Below are 23,362 nucleotides of genomic sequence, written 5' to 3' on the forward strand. Positions count from 1 at the left end.
ATCAATACACCGCCACAAAAACCTGACAAATCATCAACACACCCTTATCTAACTTTGTACGCATCTAAATATCCTATGAGTACAAAACATATCCGCTTGAGCGTGCTTGATCAATCGCCCATTCGTAAGAGGGCAACCGCCGTGCAGGCCGTGCGCGAAACCATCGAACTGGCTAAATTAACCGAACAACTGGGCTACACCCGCTATTGGGTGGCCGAACATCATAACACCGGCATATTGGCTGGCTCAACCCCCGAAGTATTGCTGGGGCACCTGGCTGCACATACCAAAACCATCCGCATTGGTTCGGGCGGTATTATGCTGCCCAATCATAGTGCGTTGCAGGTGGCCGAGCGTTTCAGGATGCTGGAAGCACTGGCGCCGGGTAGGGTAGACCTGGGTATGGGTCGTGCCCCGGGGACTGATCGCATAACGGCGTCGGTACTTAATCCGTCAAACCAGTTTCGCGAGCAGGATTTTATTGAGCAGTTGTATGAGCTGAACCATTACCTGCACGATACTTATGAACCCGGTACCATTCAGCAAAAAATCCGCGCCATCCCGCAGGTTGAAACCGTGCCATCGTTATGGCTATTGAGCAGCAGCGGACAAAGTGGTTTGTTTGCCGCGCACTTTGGTATGGCCTTTTCATTCGCACATTTCATCAACCCCTTCGGCGGACCGGAAGCCGTTAAAACTTACCGCGAGCGCTTCCAGCCCTCGGCAGATCTGGCTGTGCCGCAGGCTAACATGGCCATCTTTGTGTTCTGTTCTGAAGATGCCGAAAAGGTAGAGCGTCACAAAGCAGTAATGGGCCACCGTTTCCTGCAGTTTGAAAAAGGCGGACCAATTGTACCGCTTACCTATGACGACGTAAAAGACGTTGTTTACACCGATGCCGAGCAGGACAGGTTACGCTATAATCGGCAGCGCGTGGTAGCGGGCAGCCCGCAGTTTGTAAAAGAACGTCTGAGCGCCCTGGCCGAAAGCTATGGTGTAGACGAGATAATGATGGTCACCATCACCGAAGATTTTAATGACCGCCTGCTGTCTTATGAATTGGTAGCACGCCAGTTTGGTTTACAGCCATTGGTATAACCCAATAAGTTAGCCCAGATGTCATGCTGAGTGATAGCGAAGCATCTCTGATGTAATTCTATCAGGAATATCCGCAGAGATGCTTCGTTCCTCAGCATGACATTCGTTTTGACGATCGCTGTTAAAACGCCCCACGCCCTCCGCTCATCCCTCCGCAAAGATCAAGTTTGTTAAAAATTTAACAGTAACCTGCATCTTTCTTTATATTAGCCTCCTCGCTAAACAAACCTGCCATGCGCAAAATATTGTTATTGACTGCATTGTGCGGCGCATTTACTGTTGCCCATGCACAAACACTTACTATACCACCGGGCATAGCCAAAACTTATGAAAACGGAACCCGCCTGGCCAATGGCAAGCCGGGTAAAACTTATTGGCAAAACCATGGCCGCTATGATATTTCGGTAAACGTTGCTCCTCCCAATAAAATGGTGAAAGGTGTAGAGCAGATTACCTATTTCAATAATAGTCCGGATACACTGAAGGAGCTTAACATGAAGCTGATTGTTAATATCCATACCAGGCCCCAGCGCCGAGGGGCCGACGCCAAGCCCGAATTTGGTATAACTGTAGATGATTTTAAAGTTAATGGCGCGGCGGCAACCTGGCAAAATGCCCAGGCCGCCGGCACCAACTATATGGTCCCTCTCGGTAAACCGCTGCTGCCAAAAGATTCGGTAAAGCTGGATATTAAGTGGCATTATCAGTTGGCTCAAAGTAAATCGATAGACCGCGAGGGGACTTTAGATTCAACCTCGTTTTTTATCGCCTATTTCTATCCGCGTGTGGCAGTTTATGATGATTATAAAGGCTGGGACATCCAACCCCATACCGGCGATTTTGAGTTTTATAACGATTTTAATGATTACGCGCTGCACGTTACGGTTCCCAAAAACTTCATAGTGTGGGCCACGGGCACATTTAAAAATCCGGATGAGGTGCTGCAGCCCGAGTTTGCCCAGCGTCTGAAACGCTCTATGGCCGACGACTCAACCGTGCATATTGTAACCACGCAGGATCTGGCCGGGAAACACGTAACCGCACAAAATGCTACCAACACGTGGACGTTTACCGCCAAAAATATTCCAGACATGACTGTTGCCCTGAGCGACCATTACGTATGGGATGGTGCCAGCATAGCCGTGCACGATGTAACCAAACGCCGTGCAAGCGTGCAGGCCGCTTATATTGATTCTGCAAAAGATCTCCATCACTCGGTGCAATTCAGTCGTTATGCGCTGGACTGGTTTTCGCACAATTGGCCGGGCATTCCGTATCCGTATGAGAAAAGCATCGCTATACAAGGTCTTGCCGATATGGAATACCCGATGATGGTGAATGATAGTCCGCAGGATGATCTAAAGGAAGCCCAGTCATTGCAAGATCATGAGCAGTCGCACACCTATATGCCTTTTTACATGGGTATCAACGAGAGCTATTATGCCTTTATGGACGAAGGTTGGGCAACCACTTTTGAATATCTGATAGGCATCAGCGAGCGCGGACAAGAGGATGCCGATAAGGTTTTCAAGAAAGAGAGGGTAGAGCGCTGGATCAAGTCTAAACATAACCGGGAGGATCCTATTATTACGCCATCGCCCGATGTGAAATTTCCCATTGGCGATAATCCTTACGGCAAACCAGCGTTGTCTTACCTGGCGCTAAAAGACATGCTGGGCGATAACCTGTTTAAAAAGGCGCTGCATTATTATATGGTTAACTGGCATGGCAAGCACCCCATTCCGTGGGATTTCTTTAACGGAGTGAAGGCCGCGACCGGCAAAAACCTCGATTGGTTTTTCTATAACTGGTTTTACACAAAATCATATAATGACTTGAACCTGGCCGGTGCCCAAAAAGAGGGTAATGATTACATTTTGGACATCAAAAACGTTGGCGGCTTTGTTATTCCGTTCGATGTAGTTGTTTCTTATACCGATGGCAGTAAAGATAGCTTCCATCAAACGCCGCTGGTGTGGGAAAAAGATCAGAAGGAGATCAACCTGAAGGTTAAAGCTCAAAAAGCGGTAAAAGAGATCAGGCTGGATAACGGTATTTTTATGGATGCCAATGAAGCTGATAATAGCTGGATAGCGGGGAGCTAAACGTTTATTTGAAAGAGTTCCCGTCTCGTCACCACTGTTGTCCGGTAAAAGAGATTTCAGGTATAAAAAGGCACCAGGTAGAAGCACTTTATGTGATGCCAACCAAAAACGACCTTGCGAGGTTTTTCAACAATTATATGAGCAACTTTACCAGAGATATAAACAGTTTTTACCGGACAGCCGAACGACCTTCGGCACTAAACTCTTTATAGCAGCATATCAACTTAAACTCGGGGGCTTAGAGTTTGATTTTAAACCGTAAACGCATGAAACGTACTCATAATAGCATTTTTTTTGATTAGTCGGCTTTTTACCGGACAACAGTGTCTCGTCACAGCAATGACATTAGGGATTAAGTTAATGAGCTTTATCCCCCCAACTCAAACTTTTCATGCTGATACGGGATGTGGATATGCTTAAACCCGGCATCCTTCAGTTTGCCTGCAAAGTTTTGCTGCACTTCATACTCGCCGTGCACCAGAAAGATCTGTTTCACTTTTTCGGGGTCCTGCTTTTGCAAAAAATGGATCAAATCCTCGTAGTCGCCATGGGCACTCATTGATTTGATGCTTTGCACCTCGGCCACCACATTATATTCTTCACCAAAAATGTGTACATGCTTTTCGCCACGCAGCAGGCGCCCGCCCAGCGAGTTGGGTTCGCAATACCCCACCATCAGGATGGTGTTTTTCTTACTGGCAATGTTATTTTTTATGTGATGCTTTACCCTACCAGCCTCGGCCATACCCGATGAGGAGATGATGACACACGGGCGAGGGTCATTATTAAGTGCGATAGATTCCTGGGTAGATTGTACAAACCGCAGCCCTTTAAACGCAAACGGATCGGCATCAACCTTCATCACCTGGTTCACATTATGGTTATAAACTTCGGGGTGATCTTTCAAGATCTGGGTAGCTTTTTCAGACAGCGGACTATCTACAAAATATGGCAGATCCGGCAAACGGCCTTGGTTTTCCAGCGCGTTGAGGGCATACAGAATCTCCTGCGTACGGCCAACGCTAAAGGCAGGGATGATCACCTTACCTTTCTTCACCATACAGGTATGTTTAATCACCTCGTACAGCGCATCCTCAATCGGACCGATATCTGCATGCAAGCTGTCGCCATAGGTTGATTCCAGCAGGATGTAATCGGCTTGGTTAAATCCTTGCGGACTTTTCAGTATCATATCGCCATAACGCCCAACATCTCCACTGAAGGTGATCTGCGTCTTTTGCCCATCCTCATGAACCGTTAAATGCACCGCTGCACTACCCACCACGTGGCCTGCATCTGTAAAATAAAGGGTCACCCCGGGGGCTATCTCCGTTTCCTGATGATATTCCACCAGTTTAAACTGACGCATGGCGTTCATGGCGTCTTCTTCGGTATAAAGTGTTTTGAGTAGCGGCAAACTTTTACGGGCACGATGCTTGTTGCTATACTCGGTATCCTGCTCCTGGATACGGGCCGAGTCGGCCATCAGGATGCGGGCCAGATCCATCGTGGGTGGCGTGCAGTAAATAGGGCCCTCGAAGCCTTCGGCTACCAGGCGGGGGATCAACCCGCAATGATCAATGTGCGCGTGCGAGAGCACCAGCATATCAACCTTTTTGGGGTTGAAGCCAAAGTGCTCGTTCAGATCCTCGGTATGGTCGCCCAAGCCTTGAAACATGCCGCAATCCAGCAAAATATTGGTACCGTTGGTTAATGTTAGCAGGTGCTTACTGCCGGTAACCTGCCGCGCAGCTCCATGAAACGTTATGTGCATAATAGGTTTAAAAAGCGCAGGCTAAATAAAAAGTTTGTGATGTGCAAATAAATTTGCGAAACTAACGTATTAGTTATAAGTTTATATATTGTTTTATTGCACATAGTGTGTGCTGCCCTAAGTAAAATTAAAATGGAAATCAAAGAGTTAACGCGTGCCGAAGAGCAGATTATGCAGGTATTGTGGCAATTGGGGAAGGGTTTTGTAAAGGAGGTGATAGATCAGCTGCCGGAGCCTAAACCTGCTTATAATACTGTGTCTACCATTATCAGGATATTGGAGACTAAGGGCTTTATTGGCCATAACGCATTTGGCAAAAGCCATGAGTATTACCCGCTGATTACCCGCGAGCAATACCAAAACTTTGCGACTGATAAATTACTGAACGGCTATTTTGATAACTCAGTGAAACGCATGTTCTCTTTCTTTGTTCAGAAAGAAAAGATTGACCTGAAAGAGGCCGACGAGATTATGCAGTTAATTGAAAAACTGAAAGATAAGTAATTAGCTAAAACGCTGAACCTATGAACTGGTGGCATTATCTTTTGCTGGCCAACATTTACCTTACGCTATTCTTCAGCTTTTACATGCTGTTTTTACGTAAGGAGACCTTTTTTAACCTGAACAGGGTTTACCTGGTAGGCGGAGCGGTATTGTCATTCGCGCTGCCGCTGGTGCAATCGGCATGGGTAAAACAACTGTTCATCACACAAAAGGTACAGCAAACTATTTTGCGGGTTGATCCCAATGCTATCTACCAGTTCAACGTAGCCGCCATGGCACATACACAACGCCAGGTAACCCTGGGCGAGGTGCTCGCAGCTGTTTACGGCGCGGGGATATTGTTCTTTTTCTGCCGATTCTTTTATCAGCTGATTCAGCTGCAGGTAGATATCCTTCAACCCAAAGCACCAAGCACCTTCTCATTCTTTAACAAGATCAGGATTGAGGAGAGCGATGCTGATAACATGTACATCACCGCGCATGAGGAAGCGCACGCCCGCCAGTGGCACTCGGCCGATATTATTTTGATTGAAGCCATAACCATCCTCAACTGGTTTAACCCGGTGGTGTACCTATATCGCAATGCCATCCGTCACATCCACGAGTTTATTGCCGACCGCGATGCCCTGCATGGCGGTGCCGACAAAGCCGAATATGCCATGCTGCTGGTAGCGCAAACCTTTCACGCACCGCCGCACCGTATGGTTAATCCGTTCTTTAACAACAGCATGCTCAAAGAGCGGATTAAAATGCTGCAAAAGAACCGCTCGGCACGTATTATGCTGTTTAAATACTGGTTATCGGCACCGCTGTTTATGCTGATGCTGATCTTGTCGTCAGCCACGGTAAATAACAGCAAGGCGGTTAACGCCATTCAAAACCGGGCGCAACAAGTATTTGCTACACCGGCTATCAATGCCATCACGAACGATCACTCGGGCGAGATTCCCGAGGAAATGACTGCACCCAACAATAGCGCGCAGCCATTTAATGAGCATAGCATTAAAGATTATACAGCGCTTGAGCAAACTGCCGAGTTCCCTGGCGGCCTTGATGCGTTTTATGCTTTTTTGGCGATGAATATGCATTACCCGCAGGAGGTTGACGCCCAGGGGAAAGTGCTGGTAAGTTTTATCATCGAGAAAGACGGCGCACTCAGCAATTTCAAGATTACCCAGAGCCTTGCTCCTGCTTTTGACAACGAGGCGATGCGGGTTGTAAAATTATCGCCCAAATGGCACCCAGCCGTACAGAACGGTCAGCCTATTCGCGAGCAGTTTACCGTGCCTATCAGCTTCACTTTATTTGCCAATAACAACAAGAAGCCACCTGTGGTTAAACCAGCTCCGCAGCCAGAGAATAACAACGAGGTGTTTACTGCGGTAGAACAATCTGCCGGCTTCCCCGGTGGTATAGAAGCCTTCTACCGTTATCTATCTTTAAACATCCGCTACCCGGAAGAAGCCCGCACGCACAATGTACAAGGCAAGGTGTTTTTAACCTTTATAGTTGAGCGAGACGGCTCCATCAGCAACATTAAACTTTTGCGCGGCATTGGCAGCGGTTGTGACGAAGAAGCTATCCGCGTATTTAGCAACATGCCTAAATGGAACCCTGGCCTGCAAAATGGTTATGCCATAAGACAGCAATACACGGTGCCCATCAGTTTCTCGCTGGTGGAGAACCACACGCCGGCTCCAAAAGCCACAACCGACAGTACAGCCCGTAACTAATTACAAAACAGACGCGTATAAAAGGTTTCCAATTAAATAATTATATTTAACAACAACCTTTCAAACCCCTGTTATGATTAATTTACGACTTTGCTTTCTGCTATCGTTATTTGGGCTGGCTATGGCCCTGGCTACCATCTCTTTTATTCCCACGCAAACTGAATGGATGTTTTGGCTGCCTATCTTCCTGGTATGCGCGATTATTATTGCCCGCCGTGCGCCGGGAAAATATTTTTGGCATGGTATGATTACCTGTCTGCTTAACTGCGTATGGATAACGGGCCTGCACCTGTCTTTTTTTGATACCTACACCGCCCATCATCCAGACATGGCCGCCATGCAACCCAAATCAGGTTATTTTGCCGTCCATCCCCGCCAAATGATGCTGATGGTAGGACCATTTGTGGGCATTGCCAGCGGCATTATCCTGGGCCTATTTTCTGTTATAGCCGGAGCAATCTTTAAGTCGAAGAAAGCGGCCGCTTAGGCTAAAAGCGATAACACAAATTTGAATGAAGACTTACGAAGTTTCTAAAACTTCGTAAGTCTGGCTAATAGTTACGGATCTTGTCATTGACAATCTGATTTAGATCAGCTACCACAAGCTGTTTGTTTCTAATAAAACTTTCTGCTTTTACCTTTCTGCTTTCAGCTCCGAAGGATTTACCTTTGGGACACTATGAAAATTGAAATCATCTCCGGAAGCCCGAGAAAGGTTAGCGTAACTAACCGCCTGGCGCTATATCTGCACAAATTATTAAGTGAGAAGACAGGGCACGAAGTTGGCCTGATTGACATGCGCGAGCATGATTTGCCGATGATCCAATCGGTATACTCATCGCCAGAGAAAGCCCCTGCCGAGCACCGCGAACTGGCCGAGCGCATGTTTGCCGCAGATGCTTTTGTGGTAGTAACCCCAGAGTATAACAGCAGCTTCTCGCCTGCCATGAAAAACCTGTTTGATCACTTCCCTAAGCAAATGCATAAAACTTTTGGTATTGTAACTGCATCTGTAGGTGCACTGGGTGGTATGCGTGCGGCACAGCAAATGTTGTTGCTAACCGCAGGCTTGTTTGGCATTGCTTCACCTAACCTACTGGTAACGCCTTTTGTAGATAAGAAATTTGACGCAGATGGCAACCTGGTTGACGAATCGTTCCAGGGCAGCATAGACACTTTTATGCACGAGTTTTTGTGGCTGGCAGAGCGCGTGGCCGCTAATGCCGATGTGCTGAATTAAGGTTTTGAGCTGAAAGCAGAAAGACCTTAACTGTTCACGTCATAGCGAGGAACGAAGCAATCTCTGTACTTGCAGAGCGGATATGCATGTCCCGATTGTCCTTCGCAGAGATTGCTTCGTTCCTCGCAATGACGTATTTATAATATTGCTTTCGGCCTCAATAAAATCAATTGTAAAACGCCCACGATACGCCAATCTTCAACAACCTATCCTGCATCGGGTAGCGGTTAACCGTGTAGAAACCGGGACTGAATATGCCCTGGTTAGCGTAATCATACATCACAAAAATATTGGTGCTTTTCAGCGTTGCTTTTACGTAGGCTGTTATGTATGGATACGAGGTGAACGTTACATCGGCACCATTATAAAACTGACCGATGGATGGCGCGTATGACGGCGCTACGTAAGTACTGTTATACCGCACGTTAGCACCAACGGTTAAGTTAATGGCATCAAACAGATACTTGTTGTAATAAATATTGCTGTACAGATAAACCTCTGGCGTGCGCAGGGTAGACTGGTAGTCGGTCTTCTGGTAAACCAGGTAGTTATCCATGTGCCAGCGGCGCCAGCTAAAGCTTTTGCTTAATGATACTTTGAGCAAGTTAATAGGTGCGGTTAACTGCGTTGGCGTAGCGTCTATTCCGCCTGTCTGCGCTTTAAAATACAGGTAGTCTGATATCAGGTAATATTGCGCCTTCAGATCAAGCGCCAGGGCATCGTTAATATAGTTGAAAGACGCGCTGGTGATCTTCTGGTTATCAAACTTATTCTTGAACACATAGTGGTTGGATACCCAATTGGTAAAAACCAGCGACGGTGTGTTGTTTTGCGCATAGCCTTCTAAAATAATGCGCCCGGCCCGGCGGCCGCCAGCAATGTGCAGCTTGGCATCATACAGGTAGTCGCCGCCATTGTAACCCTGTGCAACCTGCTGAAAATTACCCTCCAGCAACAGCCTGTCGCTAAAGCGATAGCTAAACTTAGCTTTCAGCGTGATGTTCTGAAAGGTTCGGCCCGCAATACTGTCATTACGCGAGATCTGCCCTACAGAAGTAGCCAACGAGTCGCTCACCCATTGCGAGTAGTGATAAAGATCGTGCGCTATACCCAGATCCAGCTTAACCTCATTTTTCACAAAGCCAACCGAGCGCCCACGCAGGTAAAAACTATAAGAGAAATCGTTATGAATGTCAGTCAGCCCCAGCGAGTCGCGTGAGAGGGTGTTGTTGTAGAAATAATCGGGGAAAACCTTATAAGTATCCGGTCCGCTGGAAGTAAAGATGTAGCTCTGCTTATTGTAGTAGAACGTATGCGTTACACGTTGTGTAGGCAAAATCTTGCCACCGGTAGCGGTGCTATCTATGTGCCCTATAAAATAAAACTGCTTCAGGTAAAAAGTATTATTCCGAATACGGTCTATAGCGTTAGTAAGGCGCACCGGCTCGGTTATCTTATCAAAAGAACCAGCGGTAAACACCGAGTCGTTACGGATGGCGCCGCTCTCCGGCGTGCGCAGGTTATTGAACACCATGCTGGTAAGCAGGTTATAACGCTTGCTTTTTGACTCGTACCAGCTAAACAACGCAGCATTCAAATCACTCACTCCCTGCCGGTTATAAAAACCCTGCGAACCAATGAGGTTAAAATTAGCCCCAATATTTAATTGCGGATTGATATTTTGCGTATGGATAACCTTAAACACCTGCTCTTTACGCCCGGCCGTTACCAGGTACATATTGGTGTAAGGCACCCGCGCCTTGTAATACTGAACATCCTGCGGGGTAAACATATACGCATCCAGGTAGTGCAGGCCCACATCAAACCCAACCGTTTGCCGGGGCTCAAAAAGCAGATCGCGCTCTGGCAAACCCAAGCTACCCAAACCTATTTTAGGCGATTTAGGCTGATACAGCGGACTATAATTCTCAAAGTTGGTCAACCCGGTATCCAGCGGAAAAACCTGTGTGCTATCTGTCAGCAACAGCTCATTGGTAACACGGATAAACTTGGAGTTGAGTATAACCGAGTCTTTTTTCTTCTCTTCGCGGGCACGCAGGGTATCCATTAATTCATCGCCGGTAAGCTGGCGGGCGGCTTTGCGCCTGGAAGTATCATTAGGGTTTTGCAGCAGCGAGCCCTGTCCGTAAGCGCCTTGCTGGTTAGGATAAGTACCTGTACCATTTATAATCTGGCCAAAAGCAGCAGAAGTAGCCAGCAAACAGCTGAACACCAGTAAAAGATATTTCAGTTTATGTAGCATTAAAGGCCGGCAATCAGTTCTTTTAATACCTGGGTCATTTTGGGTTCGGCTTCCTGCGCAATAGCCAGAATATCATCTACCGATACCGGCGACAACGTATCCGGGAAACCCTCATCAGTTAAAACAGAAATAGCAAAAACCGGCAGGCCCATGTGGTTGGCCACAATTACCTCCGGCACGGTACTCATACCCACGGCGTCGCCGCCAATAATACGCAGGTATTTGTATTCGGCACGCGTTTCAAGGTTCGGACCGGTAACGGCTACATATACCCCCTTGTGGCAGGTAATCTGGTGAGCCGATGCTATATCCAGCGCCTTCTGGATTAGGTCCAGTTTATATGGCTCGCTCATGTCCGGAAAACGCGGACCCAATTCTTCCTCGTTTCTGCCAATAAGCGGGTTATGCGGCTGCAGGTTAATATGATCTTCAATCACCATCAAATCGCCTTTCTTAAAGGCCGGGTTAAGCGCACCGCTGGCATTTGATACCAGCAACACTTTAATGCCCAGCATCTTCATCACCCTAACCGGGAAAGTGATCTGCTGCATGTTATAGCCCTCGTAATAGTGCAGACGGCCCTGCATAGCCACCACCTTTTTACCACCCAGTGTACCGAAAATTAGCTTACCGGCATGAAACTCTAAGGTTGAGATAGGAAAATCAGGGATGTTAGAATACATCAGCTGTTTTTCAATCTCAATTTCGTTTACCAGCTTACCCAGGCCAGTGCCCAGGATAATGCCTACCTCGGGTTCAAAATCGCCGATGCGACTTTTAATATATGCGGTGGTGTGTTCTATGCTCTCTAACATAATTTTCTGCTAATTTATTGAATTGCTGCCTGCCATCGCCTAAAAAATCAATCCCGATAGGTAGTACATAAAAAGGGAGTTTACTTACCTGCTGCAGTAAACCCTGTTCACCTAAACGCTGTGCGTCCTTTTCTGTTGTGATGATTAGCTTTTTTTGTTCGGTACAGGCATTAAAATCATCGGCAAGTTTAGCAATATTTTTTAACGTAAACGGGTGATGATCGGGGTATTTATGATGATTGATGTGCGATGTAAATGCTTGCAGATGCCTGGTAAGCGGCCCGGTACCGGCAATACCTGTAAGCAGGAAAACGGTGGTATCGTTATCAATCTGCACACTAGCCGGCTGTCCCTGCAAATTGGTAAACGGCAAATAAATAATGGTGCTGAAAAATACCTGCTGATGGGGAAAAGGCGATGCTTTACTGATCATGCGCTGTTGTTCAGCATCACTTAGATTTGCCGGACACTTGGTAATAATAATCACATCGGCCCGTTTGCGCCCGATGAAGGGCTCCCGACGATTCCCGGCGGGCAACATCAGGCTAATGCCTTGTAATTTGCTATAGTCAAACAGCAGCAAGCTCAATCCGGGTTTTACGGCGCGGTGCTGATAGGCATCGTCCATAATAATTAGCTGATGATCGGCCTGCAAGCGTTCAATACCTGCTACCCTATCCTCACAAACAGCAACAGTAATATCCGGGAATTTATGTTTGATCTGTGCCGGCTCATCACCAACTAAGGTAGCCGAAGGCTTTACATCAGCCAATAAAAAACCTTTGGTACGGCGACCGTAACCACGACTGAGTGTAGACAGGTGATAATCATCCTTAAACTGACGGATCAGATATTCGGTCATCGGTGTTTTACCCGCTCCGCCCACATCCAGGTTACCTACGGAGATAACCGGCAAATCAAAACTCCGGCTTTTAAATACGCCTGCATTGTAAAGCCAGTTACGCACGGTAACCACCAGGCCATACAACAAAGCAAACGGGAATAAAAGCCAGCGCAGGTTGTTCATTTCAGATGGTAAAGATACTAAAACTTGACGCTCGCCAATCTCAGCAAGCAACCAACCAGATAAACGATTGATCTTTATCCATTCATAACAAAAATTTCACAAACCAGAGCGCGCCTGAAAGGTTAATTAAAGACATCTTTGCTGGCAAGAGATAAATTGACCGCCACACCCGATCTCGAACCAACAGTAAATACTTATTCACCTAAAAACAATAAATTATGACTACTCAAGAAATTGCTGACAAATTTGTTCAGCACCTGCAGGCCGGCAAATTTATGGATGCCATTGACGATTTTTATGCTGATGACATTGTAAGCCACGAAATGCCGGGCATACCTAACGAGCGTACCGAAGGTAAAGCAGCAGTAAGAAACAAAAGCGCAGAATGGGAAGCTTCAGTACAGAGCATTAACAGTGCCGAGGTATCAGACGCGCAGGTTGCCGGCAACTTTTTCTCTATCAGTCTTAAAATGGACGTTACTTTTAAAGAGCGCGGCCAGATGAATATTGAAGAAATTGCTGTATATGAGGTAAAAAACGACAAAATTGTAAGTGATCGTTTTTTCTACAGCATGGATATGTAATAGCTGGCTGTATCAACCTTTCTTAATTAACACAAACGCCGCAGGTACCTGCGGCGTTTGTGTTTAATACCCTGCTCTCTAAATAAAATAGCTATCTTAAGCCCCAACCAAAGCACGGATATAAACCTTCAAATCCGCCTTTTTACAATGAGAAAATTCAACCTGTTTAAAACGGTGTGCGCACTGGTGGCTATAATGCAGTGTGTGCAATCGTCAGAAGCACAAAATCTAAAAGCACAGTCGGTAAGAGTCGTTGACGCAGATGTCAGTAAAATAAGTGGCCCGCTTAACCAGGCATATAAAATGTGCGTTGGCGCCGGTAGAGCCAATGAAGGTTTGCGGGCTGATTGGCAACGCCAACTACGCATGGTGAAAAAGGATTGTGGGTTTGAATACATCAGGTTTCATGGCTTGCTTACTGATGACATGGGTGTTTATACCGAAGACAAGCAGGGCAACCCCATTTACAACTGGCAGTATATAGATGAGTTGTATGATTTTCTGCTATCTATAAAAGTGCGCCCATTTGTTGAGCTTGGCTTTATGCCTAAAGCCCTGGCCAGCGGCAATCAGACCGTTTTTTGGTGGAAAGGCAACATTACCCAACCCAAAGACTTTAATAAATGGGCAGACCTGATTAAACACCTGGTTGCACATTGGACCGAGCGTTATGGCGCAGCCGAGGTGCAGCAATGGTATTTCGAAGTTTGGAACGAACCCAATCTGAACATCTTCTTCGCAGGCAAGCAGGCCGATTATTTTAAACTTTATGAAACCACAGCCAAAGCCATAAAAGGCGTAAACCCCAAATACCGGGTAGGCGGGCCGGCCACCGCAGGGAGCGCCTGGATACCCGAGATGATTAGCTTTTGCAAAACCAATAACGTACCGCTTGATTTTGTTTCTACACATACCTACAGTGTAAAACGCGGCTTTGTTGATCTTACCGGCGATGCGGGCACCATCATCAATCCAGACAAAAATGCGGTGGCCAAAACCATGCGTCAGTCGCGCCAGCAGATTACAAACTCTGCCATGCCTAACCTGGAATTGCATTATACCGAATGGAGCTCGTCATACACCCCGACAGATTACCTGCATGATACTTATGAAGAAGCATCGTTCATCCTTGATAATATTAAACGTGCTTCACCTGCCGTCACCTCCCTTTCGTACTGGACATTCACCGATATCTTTGAAGAGAACGGCCCGCGCTCAACACCTTTTCATGGTGGTTTTGGTCTGGTTAATTATCAGGATATCAAAAAACCGGCTTACTATGCTTACCAGTATCTGAACAACCTGGGCAAATATGAAATTGTCAGTAAAGACTCAAGTGCCATCATTACTAAAGATGACCGCGGGAACATCTCGGCCCTGGTTTGGAACTGCACCATCGATCATCCCGGCGACTCTACTAACGATCAGGTATACTATCGCCGGGAACACCCGGCCCAACCAATCGGACAACTTCACCTAAATTTAAGCGGATTGAAACCGGGTAAATACCAACTGCAAATCAATAAAACAGGGTACCGCGCACATGATGCCTATACCGCTTATCTCGACCTGCAAGCCCCCGCACAACTCACCCGTCAACAGGCAGCCTTAATAAAACAACAGCAAAATAATGAACAGCCGCTGGCGACAACAACCGTTACCGTAGCCGGCAACGGCACATTCAGCAAAACGCTGACACTGGCGCAAAATGACGTCTACTTTTTAAGGCTGATCAAAGATTGATTTGAGGCAAAAGATTTTAAACACAAAAGCCTTACGAGAACTCGTAAGGCTTTTTGTTTTCAGTGGAGAATATCGGAGTCGAACCGATGACCTCTTGCATGCCATGCAAGCGCTCTAGCCAGCTGAGCTAATCCCCCAATTGCGGGTTGCAAATATAGCAATCTGCAATTATTAAAAGCAAAAAATAATTTTTTTATCAGCAGATTGCTCATTTAGCGCCCTGCCCACGCTCCATGTGGGCTACATGCTGCTTAATCTGCTCTAATATTGCGCCCACCCCGTTGGTTTTAATTTCAAAAGTGGTTGATAGCAGCATACCCAGCTTGTCTTTGCTGAAACCTTTACTGGCCATCCATTCCAGGTAGTACGGGGGTAGGTCGGCTATCAGCGTGCCCTTGTATTTACCGTAAGGCATACGGGTTTTTACAATATCAATTAAAACCTGCTTGTTGGGCTCTACATTTTCCATTGCCCAAAAGTAAGTATCTGCAATTTTTACTTTCAGTAAATCTTTCTAAAAAAACACACCTGTACTTTTGCACCCGAAAGTTTATAAAAAAGTAAAGCCCCTGATGGGCAGGGGCCTTTACTAACCAATTATAAACCTAAATTATGAGAAGACGATTTTGAGTATCTTTTGAATACGGTGTAAAAGTAACACTTATTTTTTAAACTCGTTTAATTTTTCTTAAAAAAAGTGAAAAAAGTTTGTCATAATCGTATCAGATTTTAGTTTTAAGTATCAAAACGATTATTTTTAATCAAAATGGGAATAAAATATATTTATTAACAATCAGTTTACATATTCTTAACCATAATCAACCGATAGATTTTTACAAAAAACACAAAACAACCCAAAATACCAGACCAAAAACGCACAATAACTGCACAAATTGTGTCTATTATTAAAAATAAAATAAAAAACAGCAAACACCAGCAAATGAACCATCAAAAAACAACAAAACCAACCCTAACATCAGCCACTTTATGGATCATGACCATTACTACCGGTTTTGTTGTAGCCAATATTTATTATAACCAGCCCCTGCTGGGCGATATTGCCCACACTTACCATGTAAACAACGGCAAAGCCGGACAAGTTGCCATGCTCACGCAAGTTGGATACGCCCTCGGTTTGCTGTTCATTGTCCCCCTGGGTGATATGTTTGAGCGCAAGCGACTCATGCTGGTTGATTTTGTTTTTATCATCGCCTCTTTATTAATCACAGCCTGGGCGCCAAGCATCAATGTATTGTTAGTTGCCAGCCTGTTTGTGGGTATTACTTCTGTGCTCCCGCAATTGCTGGTACCCATGGCCGCCCACCTGGCTAAACCGAGTGAGCGTGGTAAAAAAATTGGCTTTATTATGAGCGGCCTGCTTATTGGCATCCTGCTCTCGCGTACCATCAGCGGGTTTATTGGTGGCAACTTTGGCTGGCGGGGCATGTTTTATATTGCAGCTGGTCTAAACCTTATTATCTGGGCGCTGGTTTATTTTACCCTGCCCGAGGTAGAGCCCGATCATAAAGGCAATTACAAAGAGCTCATGATCTCGCTCGTTCACCTTATTAAAGAAGAACCCCGCTTGCGTATTGCCTCTTTGCGCGGCGCTTTGTGTTTCGCCTGTTTCAGTGCTTTCTGGACCACACTGGTATTCCTGCTCAAACAACCGCAGTTTAACCTGGGCAGTGAGGCTGCGGGGACTTTCGGCCTCATCGGTGCAGCAGGCGCTATTGCCGCCGGACTGGTGGGTAAACTAAACGATCGCATGGACGCTTATAAACTATCTACCTTCACCATCATCCTTATTATTGTTTCGTTTGGTGTATTCATGGCATCAGGTAGCAGCCTTATCGGTCTGGCTATAGGTGTGCTGGTTATGGATGTAGGTGTACAGGCCACACATATTTCTAACCAGGCCATCATCTTCGCATTAAATCCACTGGCGCGCAACCGCATCAATACAGTTTATATGGTGTCTTATTTTATCGGTGGCTCATCAGGCACCTTGCTGGCTAGTTTGGTGTGGGACAAGTTTCAGTGGAACGGCGTATGTACGGTGGGCATTGTACTGTCTGCAATTGTGCTCATTGTCCATTTAAGCAGTCGCCGACAAATGCAACAGCCGTCGCCGGTCGCCCACGCTTAAAGACATTCTGGTGACTATTTTAAACACCACTGTGTATACCTTTCAATATAACTATTGTTTTAAAATATATACTTAAAGCCCCTGTAATGGGGCTTTTTTGTTAACCACCACTAGTTTTAGATACATTTTTTAACGCTGCGGCAATTTTTGGCACTGTATTGGGAGTATGTCAGTCAAACGTCAGCAAAATGGTTGTCATTAAAAACATACCGCCGCAACACAAAGAAGGGGAACAAGAATGGGAAAACCCAGCCAACCCCGAGAAGCCAGCCGATGCCCGCGACAAGGAGCAGCTGGAGCGGCAGTATAAAGAGGCCAAGCGCCGCAAAGACAATTTAACCGAAACTGACCATATTGATAAAGAGAAAAAGAATTAACGTTCAACCAAAAAAATTACCACTTATGAAAACCAACCAATCAGTAAATAAACTAATTGAACGCTTTGATAAAGAACTGAAAAAGATCTTGCTTAATGATCTTAAAGCTACTAAAGCCCAAAACATCATTAATGGCATTAAAGGAAAAATAAACAATCAGCTAAGTGCAGCATAAGCGATCCTACATCTATCTACTACCAAAAAACAAAACTACCTACGCTTATGAAAACCAACAGAAAAGCTGCACCAAGCAAATTAGTTGCCCGCTTTGATACGCTATTACTTCAGGTCTTAACCGAAGACCTGAAAGCTTATCGGGCAAAACAAACCAGCACACGTAAGGCAGGTCAGCATCTATCGGCCGCCTGATCCATATACATCTACCTATCAAATTCTTTCTACATTACCTATGAAAACGGTAGCGCCTTTTATAAAAAGGGCGCTATTTTTTTTTAACCAGGATTTTTTGGAGAGAGCTTCGCCGTTTTTAGGATTTACAGGATACCTATTCCTGCTGTCATCCCGATGAGCGTGTGATGGGTTTGTGCGCGGGAGCGAAAGAGGGATCTTTTCGAAGCGATCCACAATTAAACACAAAAAGCACGGAGGCTTTCATGCTTACGAAGTTTTTAAAACTTCGTAAGTATCTATATCGGTACAACAATTTATTTCTTTGAAAACGAACTGATAGTAGTTCTTCGGTTCGGCCTGCCCCGCTATCCACTACAAGTCCTCGCCTTGCTGCGGGCTTTCCGCTACTATCGGGTTTAGAGTGAAGGTTGTGGACTTGGTCATTGCAATGACAAAGTTATCGTTAGCTCGGTGGTATATAACTTTACTGCTTTTCCTCCGCCAGTTCAGGAGCTGGCATCAGGCTAATACTGCCATCGTCCGTAATATTCAGCACCGATTCTGGGAAATCAGTCTGCGTAAGATATTTAATGCGGGCGATGACTTTGTTGGCCGTATCGCGCACCAAGCCATTAGCATGGGTTTGCTGGAGGGCGATGATACGTCCGTTAAGAAATTCGCCTTTGCGATTCACTTTTATTTTGAGTAGAGGAGCCAGCCCGCACACTCCGGCCACACTCACGCTGCGGTAAGTGCAAAAATTGCCCAGACTATAAGCTATCATCCGTCCCTTGTAAACCTCCATGGCCCTGCATACGTGCGGGCCGTTGCCAAAAACCATATCCGCGCCGGCATCAATGGCGTTGTGGGCAAAGGCGTATACGTCGCCCCGTTTTTCGCCAATATAACTTTCCATCTGGCGGGGTACATGCTCGTAATCAACACCCTCGCCGCCGCCGTGAAAGGAGACGATCACGATATCGCACTGTTTCTTCAGGTTGCCGATCACATTGGCAGCGTTCGGTAGATTTAATAAAGGCAGTACATTGGCATTAGGCGCAAATGCACAGAAACCATAGCGCACGCCGTTAATGGTGAACACGGAAGTGGGGTGGGCCAGTAACCCACCATAATTTAAGCCGGCGCTATCCAGGTTGCGCATGGTGTTTTTGCGACCGGCTTCATCAAAATCGCTTACATGGTTGTTGGCCATGCTCAGCACATCAAACCCCGCATCTTTCAGTACTTTTCTATAAGATGGCGGCATCCTGAACAGGTAAGCCGTACTGCGCTGATGTAGTTTGTAATGTGCAGGTGGTACGCTGTCGCTCATTACGCCTTCCAGGTTGCCCATGGTTACATCGGCGCTACGCAGCTCGTCGGCAATGGCGGCAAAACTGTGGCGGGCGCTGTCTGGCGGCAAAGTGGCATCGGTAGGGTAGGCGGTGCCCAGCATAATATCGCCAACGGCAGCAATGACCAGGGTATCCGCCGGATTAGAGGCTACTGCTGTTTGGGCAGTATCTTTGGCCTGCGGCAATTTATGGGTATGATCTCCGGCAGTAGGTGTGTTGCTAACCTCGGGCTCGAAAAAGCAGGCCGAAAGCGAGCAAAGCGCCAGGAGGGTAGCTGATAATAAACGAAAGTTCATTGCAAAAAAAATCCCTCCGAATTTCGGAAGGATCTGTTTATGTTTTGTGATTTAGTTGTTATCCTTGTCATCCGAGCTTTCCGTCGTCAGTTCCTCTTTCAATGAGGCCAGCATGCGGCCACCTTTATAAAAGTAACGGCTATAGTAAGCATCATTAATATTGCTGATGGCCACACCTCTTGACGATGCATGAGCAAAACGGCCATTACCTAAATAAATACCAACGTGAGAGATGCTGCGGCTGTGAATCTTGAAGAAAACCAGATCGCCTTGACGCAGGTCGTCTTTAGAAACCGGATCAACCATGCTGAAGATATCGCGTGAGTTACGTTTGATATCCAGGTTAAATACTTTCTCGTAAAGTTCTTTGGTGAAGGCAGAGCAATCAATACCTTTTCTTGATGAACCGCCAAAACGGTAAGGGGTGCCAATCCAATCGTAAACAAATTGGAACAGCTTTACATTTGAGGTAGCGTTAACGGCTACACCCATTATTTGTGAAAGATAATCTTTTGCTAAACTTTCCTGCTCGTCGCCTGGTTTGTCGGCTGTCTGAACTGGCACGCTCTTTGTTTGAGCCTGGGCGAATAAAACACTGATAAATAGTGCAATAGTAAGAGCAGTTTTCCTCATTAATCCTTAGTCTTTTCGGGTTAATCCTCCAGGGTGTTTACTTAATTAGACGCCTGTTTCTATTGTGCCGACAAAACTATACAAATTTTTGATACTACCAAATGTGGAAAGGTATTTTTAACGTTACCTTAACATTAAATAGTTTTAAACATGTGTCAATAAAGTTTCTTGAAAAGAAAGATTGTTGACTGTTTTTATCGCTATAAAAAAAATCTGACAAAAAATCCTTTTCAAAGAAAATTAGGTAAGCTAACACCAATACAACACTAAATTAATATGCATGCATAGTCTGCCAAATCTTATTTTGTTATGAATTGAATTGGCAAAAAGCCTGTTGTTGAGTAAAGTTATCAGTAAAGGGTAATCTTTTATAACAAATCAATTGCGTTTCGATTTTTTGCCGGATATATTTAGATTTGCGCTTTCTACTCAAAAAAGAAAATTGATCGTTTAACAAATGGGTTCAATCGCTATTACAAAAGATACCTACCTGATGTGGTATGAGTCAATGCTGCTAATGCGCAGGTTCGAAGAAAAATCAGGACAACTATACGGACAACAGAAGATCAGAGGTTTTTGCCACCTGTACATTGGACAGGAAGCCGTTTTGGCTGGCGCTATGTCTGTATTAAGACATGAAGACGCTATGATTACCGCTTACCGCGATCATGCCCACGCCCTGGCAAAAGGTACCACACCTAATGCTGTTATGGCCGAGTTGTATGGTAAAGCTACCGGTTGCTCTAAAGGTAAAGGCGGATCAATGCACATGTTTGATAAAGAAAACCATTTCTACGGTGGTCACGGTATTGTTGGCGGTCAGGTTCCACTGGGTGCCGGTATCGCTTTCGCCGAAAAATATAAAGGTACCGACAACTTATCTGTAGCCTACATGGGCGACGGTGCCGTACGTCAGGGTGCGCTTACCGAAACGTTTAACATGGCTGCGCTGTGGAAACTGCCGGTAATTTTTGTTTGCGAGAACAATGGTTATGCAATGGGTACTTCAGTAGAGCGTACCACTGTACAAACCGATATCTATAAATTAGGTTTACCTTATGGTATCCCATCTTCACCGGTTGATGGTATGGATCCGGTAGCTGTTCACAACGCTATGGACGAAGCCGCTCAGCGCGCACGTGCCGGCGAAGGTCCAACCTTCCTGGAAATGCGTACTTACCGTTACAAAGGTCACTCTATGTCTGACCCTCAGAAATACCGTACCAAAGAAGAGCTGGAAAGCTACAAAGCAAAAGATCCTCTTGAGGCGGTAAAACAAACCATCCTGAAAGAGAAATATGCTGATGAGGCTTGGTTTGATGAGATGGATGCTAAAATTAAAGCGATTGTAGACGAGTCAGTTAAATTTGCTGAAGAGTCTCCATGGCCGGAAGCTTCTGAACTTTATACCGATGTGTACGTACAGAAAGATTATCCGTACATTCGCGACTAGTCCCATTTCATTCATCAATCAAGTAAAAACAACTCCATCAAATAATATATGGCTGAAGTAGTTAAAATGCCTAAAATGAGCGACACCATGACCGAAGGTGTGTTTGCTAAATGGCATAAAAAAGTTGGCGACCAGGTAAAATCGGGTGATGTGCTGGCCGAGGTAGAAACCGATAAAGCCACTATGGACCTCGAATCATACAATGACGGCGTATTGCTGTACATTGGTGTTCAAGAAGGTGGCGCTGCTCCTGTTGACAGCGTAATTGCTGTTATTGGTAAAGCAGGCGAAGATTATAAAGCTGCTTTAGATGCGGCTAGTTCTGGCGCCCCTGCTGCCGAAGAAAAGAAAGAAGCTGCACCTGCCGCACAAGCTAACGCTGCTCCTGCTGCACCAAAAGTAGATACCTCAAGCATCCCGGCTACGGTTATCCGCATGCCATTGCTGAGCGATACCATGACCGAGGGTACCATTGAAAAATGGAACTTCAAAGTGGGTGATACTGTTAAATCTGACGACTCACTGGCAGACGTTGCTACCGATAAAGCTACCATGGAAGTGGTAGGTTATGAGGCCGGCACCCTGCTGTACATTGGTGTTAAAGAAGGCGAAGCCGCTAAAGTAAACGATATTATTGCCATTGTTGGTAAAGCCGGTACCGATGTTACCCCGCTGTTGCAAGCTGGTAACGATGCACCTGCACCTGCCGCCGCTGAACAGAAAGCTGAGGCACCTGCCGCTGCTCCGGCTGCCCAGGAAGCTGCCGCCTCATCTGATGATGACAGCCGTGTAAAAGCTTCTCCGCTGGCCCGCAAAATGGCTAAAGATAAAGGTATCAATCTGAACGATGTTAAAGGCTCTGCCGAAGGCGGCCGCATTGTGAAGAAAGATATTGAAGATTACAAACCGTCTGCTGCTGCTCCTGCACAGGCCGCTGCTGCTGCACCTGCTGCCGGCGCTCCTGCTAAAGCAGAAAAAGCGATCACCCTGCCAACCTTTACCGGCGAGGAGAAATTCAGCGAGCGTCCGGTTACACAGATGCGTAAGGCTATAAGCCGTCGTCTGTCTGAAAGCTTGTTCACTGCGCCGCATTTCTACGTAACCATGTCTATCGATATGGATTCGGCTATTGCTGCACGTAACAAAATGAACGAGTATGCGCCGGTTAAAATTTCATTTAACGACCTGGTGGTTAAAGCCTGTGCCGTTGCTTTGAGACAACACCCTGCCATCAACTCATCATTCCTGGGCGATAAGATCCGCACTAACGAGCACGTACACGTTGGCGTTGCCGTAGCGGTTGACGAAGGCCTGCTGGTACCGGTTATCAAATTTGCCGATGGCAAATCACTGAGCCACATCTCTGTAGAGGTGAAAGACTTTGCCGGTAAAGCCAAAAACAAAAAACTGCAACCAGCAGAAATGGAAGGTTCTACCTTTACCATCTCTAACCTGGGTATGTTTGGTGTAGATGAGTTTACAGCTATCATTAACACTCCTAACGCCTGTATCCTGGCGGTTAGCGGTATCCAACAAGTTCCGGTTGTTAAAAATGGTGCTGTAGTACCAGGTAACGTTATGAAAGTTACCCTGAGCTCAGACCACCGCGTGGTTGACGGCGCCCTGGCTGCTGCCTTCCTGCAAACACTGAAACAACTGCTGGAAGAGCCGGTGCGTTTACTGGTGTAATTCTTTCAAGAGATTCAAGAATTTAGAATCAAGATATAAGAGCGATGGGTTTTCCCCTCGCTCTTTTTTGTTTTTATTGAACCGGGATTTATAGGATTTTAAGGATTGACAGGATGCTATTATAAAGAATTTGTCATTGCGAGCTGGTTTGTGAGGGGCTTGAGCGCGAAGCA

At 46.0% G+C, this 23,362-nt stretch carries 21 protein-coding genes and 1 tRNA gene; 14 read left to right on the forward strand and 8 right to left on the reverse strand.

Annotation, left to right across the window (positions count from 1 at the left end; translation table 11 throughout):
* Positions 1-75: 75 nt before the first annotated feature.
* Together ABZR88_RS01305 and ABZR88_RS01310 are read left to right on the forward strand one after the other, a co-directional pair.
* Positions 76-1,098: an LLM class flavin-dependent oxidoreductase gene (locus ABZR88_RS01305; RefSeq protein ID WP_107829188.1), complete on the forward strand. Its 1,023-nt coding sequence runs from the start codon at positions 76-78 to the stop codon at positions 1,096-1,098.
* Between the two features lie 233 nt (positions 1,099-1,331).
* Positions 1,332-3,203 (forward strand): M1 family metallopeptidase, encoded by a 1,872-nt coding sequence (locus ABZR88_RS01310; RefSeq protein WP_107829187.1) that lies wholly within the window; start codon positions 1,332-1,334, stop codon positions 3,201-3,203.
* 367 nt (positions 3,204-3,570) lie between these two features.
* Here ABZR88_RS01310 and ABZR88_RS01315 read toward each other — a convergent pair whose 3' ends face one another.
* A complete protein-coding gene (locus tag ABZR88_RS01315) occupies positions 3,571-4,977 on the reverse strand; it encodes an MBL fold metallo-hydrolase RNA specificity domain-containing protein (RefSeq protein WP_107829185.1) in 1,407 nt (468 codons plus the stop codon).
* A gap of 132 nt (positions 4,978-5,109) precedes the next feature.
* Between ABZR88_RS01315 and ABZR88_RS01320 the strand changes: the two genes are divergently transcribed.
* The 4 genes from ABZR88_RS01320 to ABZR88_RS01335 all read left to right on the forward strand — a co-directional run bounded on the left by ABZR88_RS01320 (position 5,110) and on the right by ABZR88_RS01335 (position 8,454).
* A complete protein-coding gene (locus ABZR88_RS01320) occupies positions 5,110-5,481 on the forward strand; it encodes a BlaI/MecI/CopY family transcriptional regulator (RefSeq protein WP_107829184.1) in 372 nt (123 codons plus the stop codon).
* Between the two features lie 20 nt (positions 5,482-5,501).
* Positions 5,502-7,214: a M56 family metallopeptidase gene (locus ABZR88_RS01325; protein ID WP_107829183.1), complete on the forward strand. Its 1,713-nt coding sequence runs from the start codon at positions 5,502-5,504 to the stop codon at positions 7,212-7,214.
* A 73-nt stretch (positions 7,215-7,287) separates the two neighbouring features.
* Positions 7,288-7,701 carry a hypothetical protein gene (locus ABZR88_RS01330; protein ID WP_211309831.1) on the forward strand — a complete coding sequence of 138 codons (414 nt, stop codon included), beginning with the start codon at positions 7,288-7,290 and terminating at the stop codon, positions 7,699-7,701.
* A gap of 192 nt (positions 7,702-7,893) precedes the next feature.
* Positions 7,894-8,454 (forward strand): NADPH-dependent FMN reductase, encoded by a 561-nt coding sequence (locus ABZR88_RS01335; RefSeq protein WP_107829182.1) that lies wholly within the window; start codon positions 7,894-7,896, stop codon positions 8,452-8,454.
* Between the two features lie 166 nt (positions 8,455-8,620).
* On the opposite strand, the gene ABZR88_RS01340 is transcribed toward ABZR88_RS01335, so the two are convergent.
* From ABZR88_RS01340 to lpxK, 3 genes are read right to left on the reverse strand one after another with little or no spacing between them, the layout of a single operon-like run.
* Positions 8,621-10,717 (reverse strand): putative porin, encoded by a 2,097-nt coding sequence (locus ABZR88_RS01340; RefSeq protein WP_107829181.1) that lies wholly within the window; start codon positions 10,715-10,717, stop codon positions 8,621-8,623.
* The gene (locus ABZR88_RS01345) at positions 10,717-11,532 is read right to left on the reverse strand and encodes a purine-nucleoside phosphorylase (RefSeq protein WP_107829180.1); all 816 of its coding nucleotides are present in this window, start codon (positions 11,530-11,532) and stop codon (positions 10,717-10,719) included. Before ABZR88_RS01345 ends, ABZR88_RS01340 begins: the two co-directional genes overlap by 1 nt.
* Entirely contained in the window at positions 11,495-12,559 is a 1,065-nt protein-coding gene (gene lpxK, locus ABZR88_RS01350) for a tetraacyldisaccharide 4'-kinase (protein WP_107829179.1), read from the reverse strand. Before lpxK ends, ABZR88_RS01345 begins: the two co-directional genes overlap by 38 nt.
* A 218-nt stretch (positions 12,560-12,777) precedes the next feature.
* Here lpxK and ABZR88_RS01355 point away from each other — a divergent pair, with 218 nt between their 5' ends.
* Complete coding sequence (locus ABZR88_RS01355) at positions 12,778-13,143, forward strand: nuclear transport factor 2 family protein (protein WP_107829178.1); 366 nt, start codon at positions 12,778-12,780, stop codon at positions 13,141-13,143.
* A gap of 147 nt (positions 13,144-13,290) precedes the next feature.
* On the forward strand, positions 13,291-14,886 hold the full coding sequence (locus ABZR88_RS01360) for a glycoside hydrolase (RefSeq protein ID WP_245917065.1): 1,596 nt from the start codon (positions 13,291-13,293) through the stop codon (positions 14,884-14,886).
* 63 nt (positions 14,887-14,949) lie between these two features.
* On the opposite strand, the gene ABZR88_RS01365 is transcribed toward ABZR88_RS01360, so the two are convergent.
* Together ABZR88_RS01365 and ABZR88_RS01370 are read right to left on the reverse strand one after the other, a co-directional pair.
* Positions 14,950-15,023 (reverse strand) — tRNA-Ala (locus ABZR88_RS01365).
* Between the two features lie 71 nt (positions 15,024-15,094).
* On the reverse strand, positions 15,095-15,355 hold the full coding sequence (locus ABZR88_RS01370) for a DUF3820 family protein (protein WP_107829177.1): 261 nt from the start codon (positions 15,353-15,355) through the stop codon (positions 15,095-15,097).
* A 471-nt stretch (positions 15,356-15,826) separates the two neighbouring features.
* On the opposite strand from ABZR88_RS01370, the gene ABZR88_RS01375 reads away from it, so the two are divergent.
* The 4 genes from ABZR88_RS01375 to ABZR88_RS01390 all read left to right on the forward strand — a co-directional run bounded on the left by ABZR88_RS01375 (position 15,827) and on the right by ABZR88_RS01390 (position 17,781).
* Positions 15,827-17,035 (forward strand): MFS transporter, encoded by a 1,209-nt coding sequence (locus ABZR88_RS01375; RefSeq protein ID WP_107829411.1) that lies wholly within the window; start codon positions 15,827-15,829, stop codon positions 17,033-17,035.
* Between the two features lie 188 nt (positions 17,036-17,223).
* Complete coding sequence (locus ABZR88_RS01380) at positions 17,224-17,412, forward strand: hypothetical protein (protein WP_107829176.1); 189 nt, start codon at positions 17,224-17,226, stop codon at positions 17,410-17,412.
* Between the two features lie 25 nt (positions 17,413-17,437).
* A complete protein-coding gene (locus tag ABZR88_RS01385; protein WP_170113629.1) occupies positions 17,438-17,587 on the forward strand; it encodes a hypothetical protein in 150 nt (49 codons plus the stop codon).
* A 47-nt stretch (positions 17,588-17,634) separates the two neighbouring features.
* A complete protein-coding gene (locus tag ABZR88_RS01390; protein WP_170113628.1) occupies positions 17,635-17,781 on the forward strand; it encodes a hypothetical protein in 147 nt (48 codons plus the stop codon).
* A 466-nt stretch (positions 17,782-18,247) separates the two neighbouring features.
* On the opposite strand, the gene ABZR88_RS01395 is transcribed toward ABZR88_RS01390, so the two are convergent.
* Positions 18,248-19,414 (reverse strand): CapA family protein, encoded by a 1,167-nt coding sequence (locus tag ABZR88_RS01395; RefSeq protein WP_107829175.1) that lies wholly within the window; start codon positions 19,412-19,414, stop codon positions 18,248-18,250.
* Between the two features lie 51 nt (positions 19,415-19,465).
* Complete coding sequence (locus ABZR88_RS01400) at positions 19,466-20,047, reverse strand: C40 family peptidase (RefSeq protein WP_107829174.1); 582 nt, start codon at positions 20,045-20,047, stop codon at positions 19,466-19,468.
* A gap of 457 nt (positions 20,048-20,504) precedes the next feature.
* Here ABZR88_RS01400 and pdhA point away from each other — a divergent pair, with 457 nt between their 5' ends.
* Positions 20,505-21,500, forward strand: a complete 996-nt coding sequence (pdhA, locus tag ABZR88_RS01405) for a pyruvate dehydrogenase (acetyl-transferring) E1 component subunit alpha (RefSeq protein WP_107829173.1) — start codon at positions 20,505-20,507, stop codon at positions 21,498-21,500.
* A 48-nt stretch (positions 21,501-21,548) separates the two neighbouring features.
* Positions 21,549-23,189 (forward strand): pyruvate dehydrogenase complex dihydrolipoamide acetyltransferase, encoded by a 1,641-nt coding sequence (locus ABZR88_RS01410; protein ID WP_107829172.1) that lies wholly within the window; start codon positions 21,549-21,551, stop codon positions 23,187-23,189.
* Positions 23,190-23,362: the final 173 nt, after the last annotated feature.

Source organism: Mucilaginibacter yixingensis (assembly GCF_041080815.1).
GTDB lineage: Bacteria > Bacteroidota > Bacteroidia > Sphingobacteriales > Sphingobacteriaceae > Mucilaginibacter > Mucilaginibacter yixingensis.

Coding starts and splice junctions, on each gene's coding strand:
- pdhA (WP_107829173.1), top strand. CDS start 20,505: ATGGGTTCAATCGCTATTACAAAAGATACCTACCTGATGTGGTATGAG.
- lpxK (WP_107829179.1), bottom strand. CDS start 12,559: ATGAACAACCTGCGCTGGCTTTTATTCCCGTTTGCTTTGTTGTATGGC.
- ABZR88_RS01325 (WP_107829183.1), top strand. CDS start 5,502: ATGAACTGGTGGCATTATCTTTTGCTGGCCAACATTTACCTTACGCTA.
- ABZR88_RS01390 (WP_170113628.1), top strand. CDS start 17,635: ATGAAAACCAACAGAAAAGCTGCACCAAGCAAATTAGTTGCCCGCTTT.
- ABZR88_RS01360 (WP_245917065.1), top strand. CDS start 13,291: ATGAGAAAATTCAACCTGTTTAAAACGGTGTGCGCACTGGTGGCTATA.
- ABZR88_RS01380 (WP_107829176.1), top strand. CDS start 17,224: ATGGTTGTCATTAAAAACATACCGCCGCAACACAAAGAAGGGGAACAA.
- ABZR88_RS01355 (WP_107829178.1), top strand. CDS start 12,778: ATGACTACTCAAGAAATTGCTGACAAATTTGTTCAGCACCTGCAGGCC.
- ABZR88_RS01335 (WP_107829182.1), top strand. CDS start 7,894: ATGAAAATTGAAATCATCTCCGGAAGCCCGAGAAAGGTTAGCGTAACT.
- ABZR88_RS01310 (WP_107829187.1), top strand. CDS start 1,332: ATGCGCAAAATATTGTTATTGACTGCATTGTGCGGCGCATTTACTGTT.
- ABZR88_RS01315 (WP_107829185.1), bottom strand. CDS start 4,977: ATGCACATAACGTTTCATGGAGCTGCGCGGCAGGTTACCGGCAGTAAG.
- ABZR88_RS01370 (WP_107829177.1), bottom strand. CDS start 15,355: ATGGAAAATGTAGAGCCCAACAAGCAGGTTTTAATTGATATTGTAAAA.
- ABZR88_RS01345 (WP_107829180.1), bottom strand. CDS start 11,532: ATGTTAGAGAGCATAGAACACACCACCGCATATATTAAAAGTCGCATC.
- ABZR88_RS01410 (WP_107829172.1), top strand. CDS start 21,549: ATGGCTGAAGTAGTTAAAATGCCTAAAATGAGCGACACCATGACCGAA.
- ABZR88_RS01330 (WP_211309831.1), top strand. CDS start 7,288: ATGATTAATTTACGACTTTGCTTTCTGCTATCGTTATTTGGGCTGGCT.
- ABZR88_RS01400 (WP_107829174.1), bottom strand. CDS start 20,047: ATGAGGAAAACTGCTCTTACTATTGCACTATTTATCAGTGTTTTATTC.
- ABZR88_RS01340 (WP_107829181.1), bottom strand. CDS start 10,717: ATGCTACATAAACTGAAATATCTTTTACTGGTGTTCAGCTGTTTGCTG.
- ABZR88_RS01320 (WP_107829184.1), top strand. CDS start 5,110: ATGGAAATCAAAGAGTTAACGCGTGCCGAAGAGCAGATTATGCAGGTA.
- ABZR88_RS01385 (WP_170113629.1), top strand. CDS start 17,438: ATGAAAACCAACCAATCAGTAAATAAACTAATTGAACGCTTTGATAAA.
- ABZR88_RS01395 (WP_107829175.1), bottom strand. CDS start 19,414: ATGAACTTTCGTTTATTATCAGCTACCCTCCTGGCGCTTTGCTCGCTT.
- ABZR88_RS01305 (WP_107829188.1), top strand. CDS start 76: ATGAGTACAAAACATATCCGCTTGAGCGTGCTTGATCAATCGCCCATT.
- ABZR88_RS01375 (WP_107829411.1), top strand. CDS start 15,827: ATGAACCATCAAAAAACAACAAAACCAACCCTAACATCAGCCACTTTA.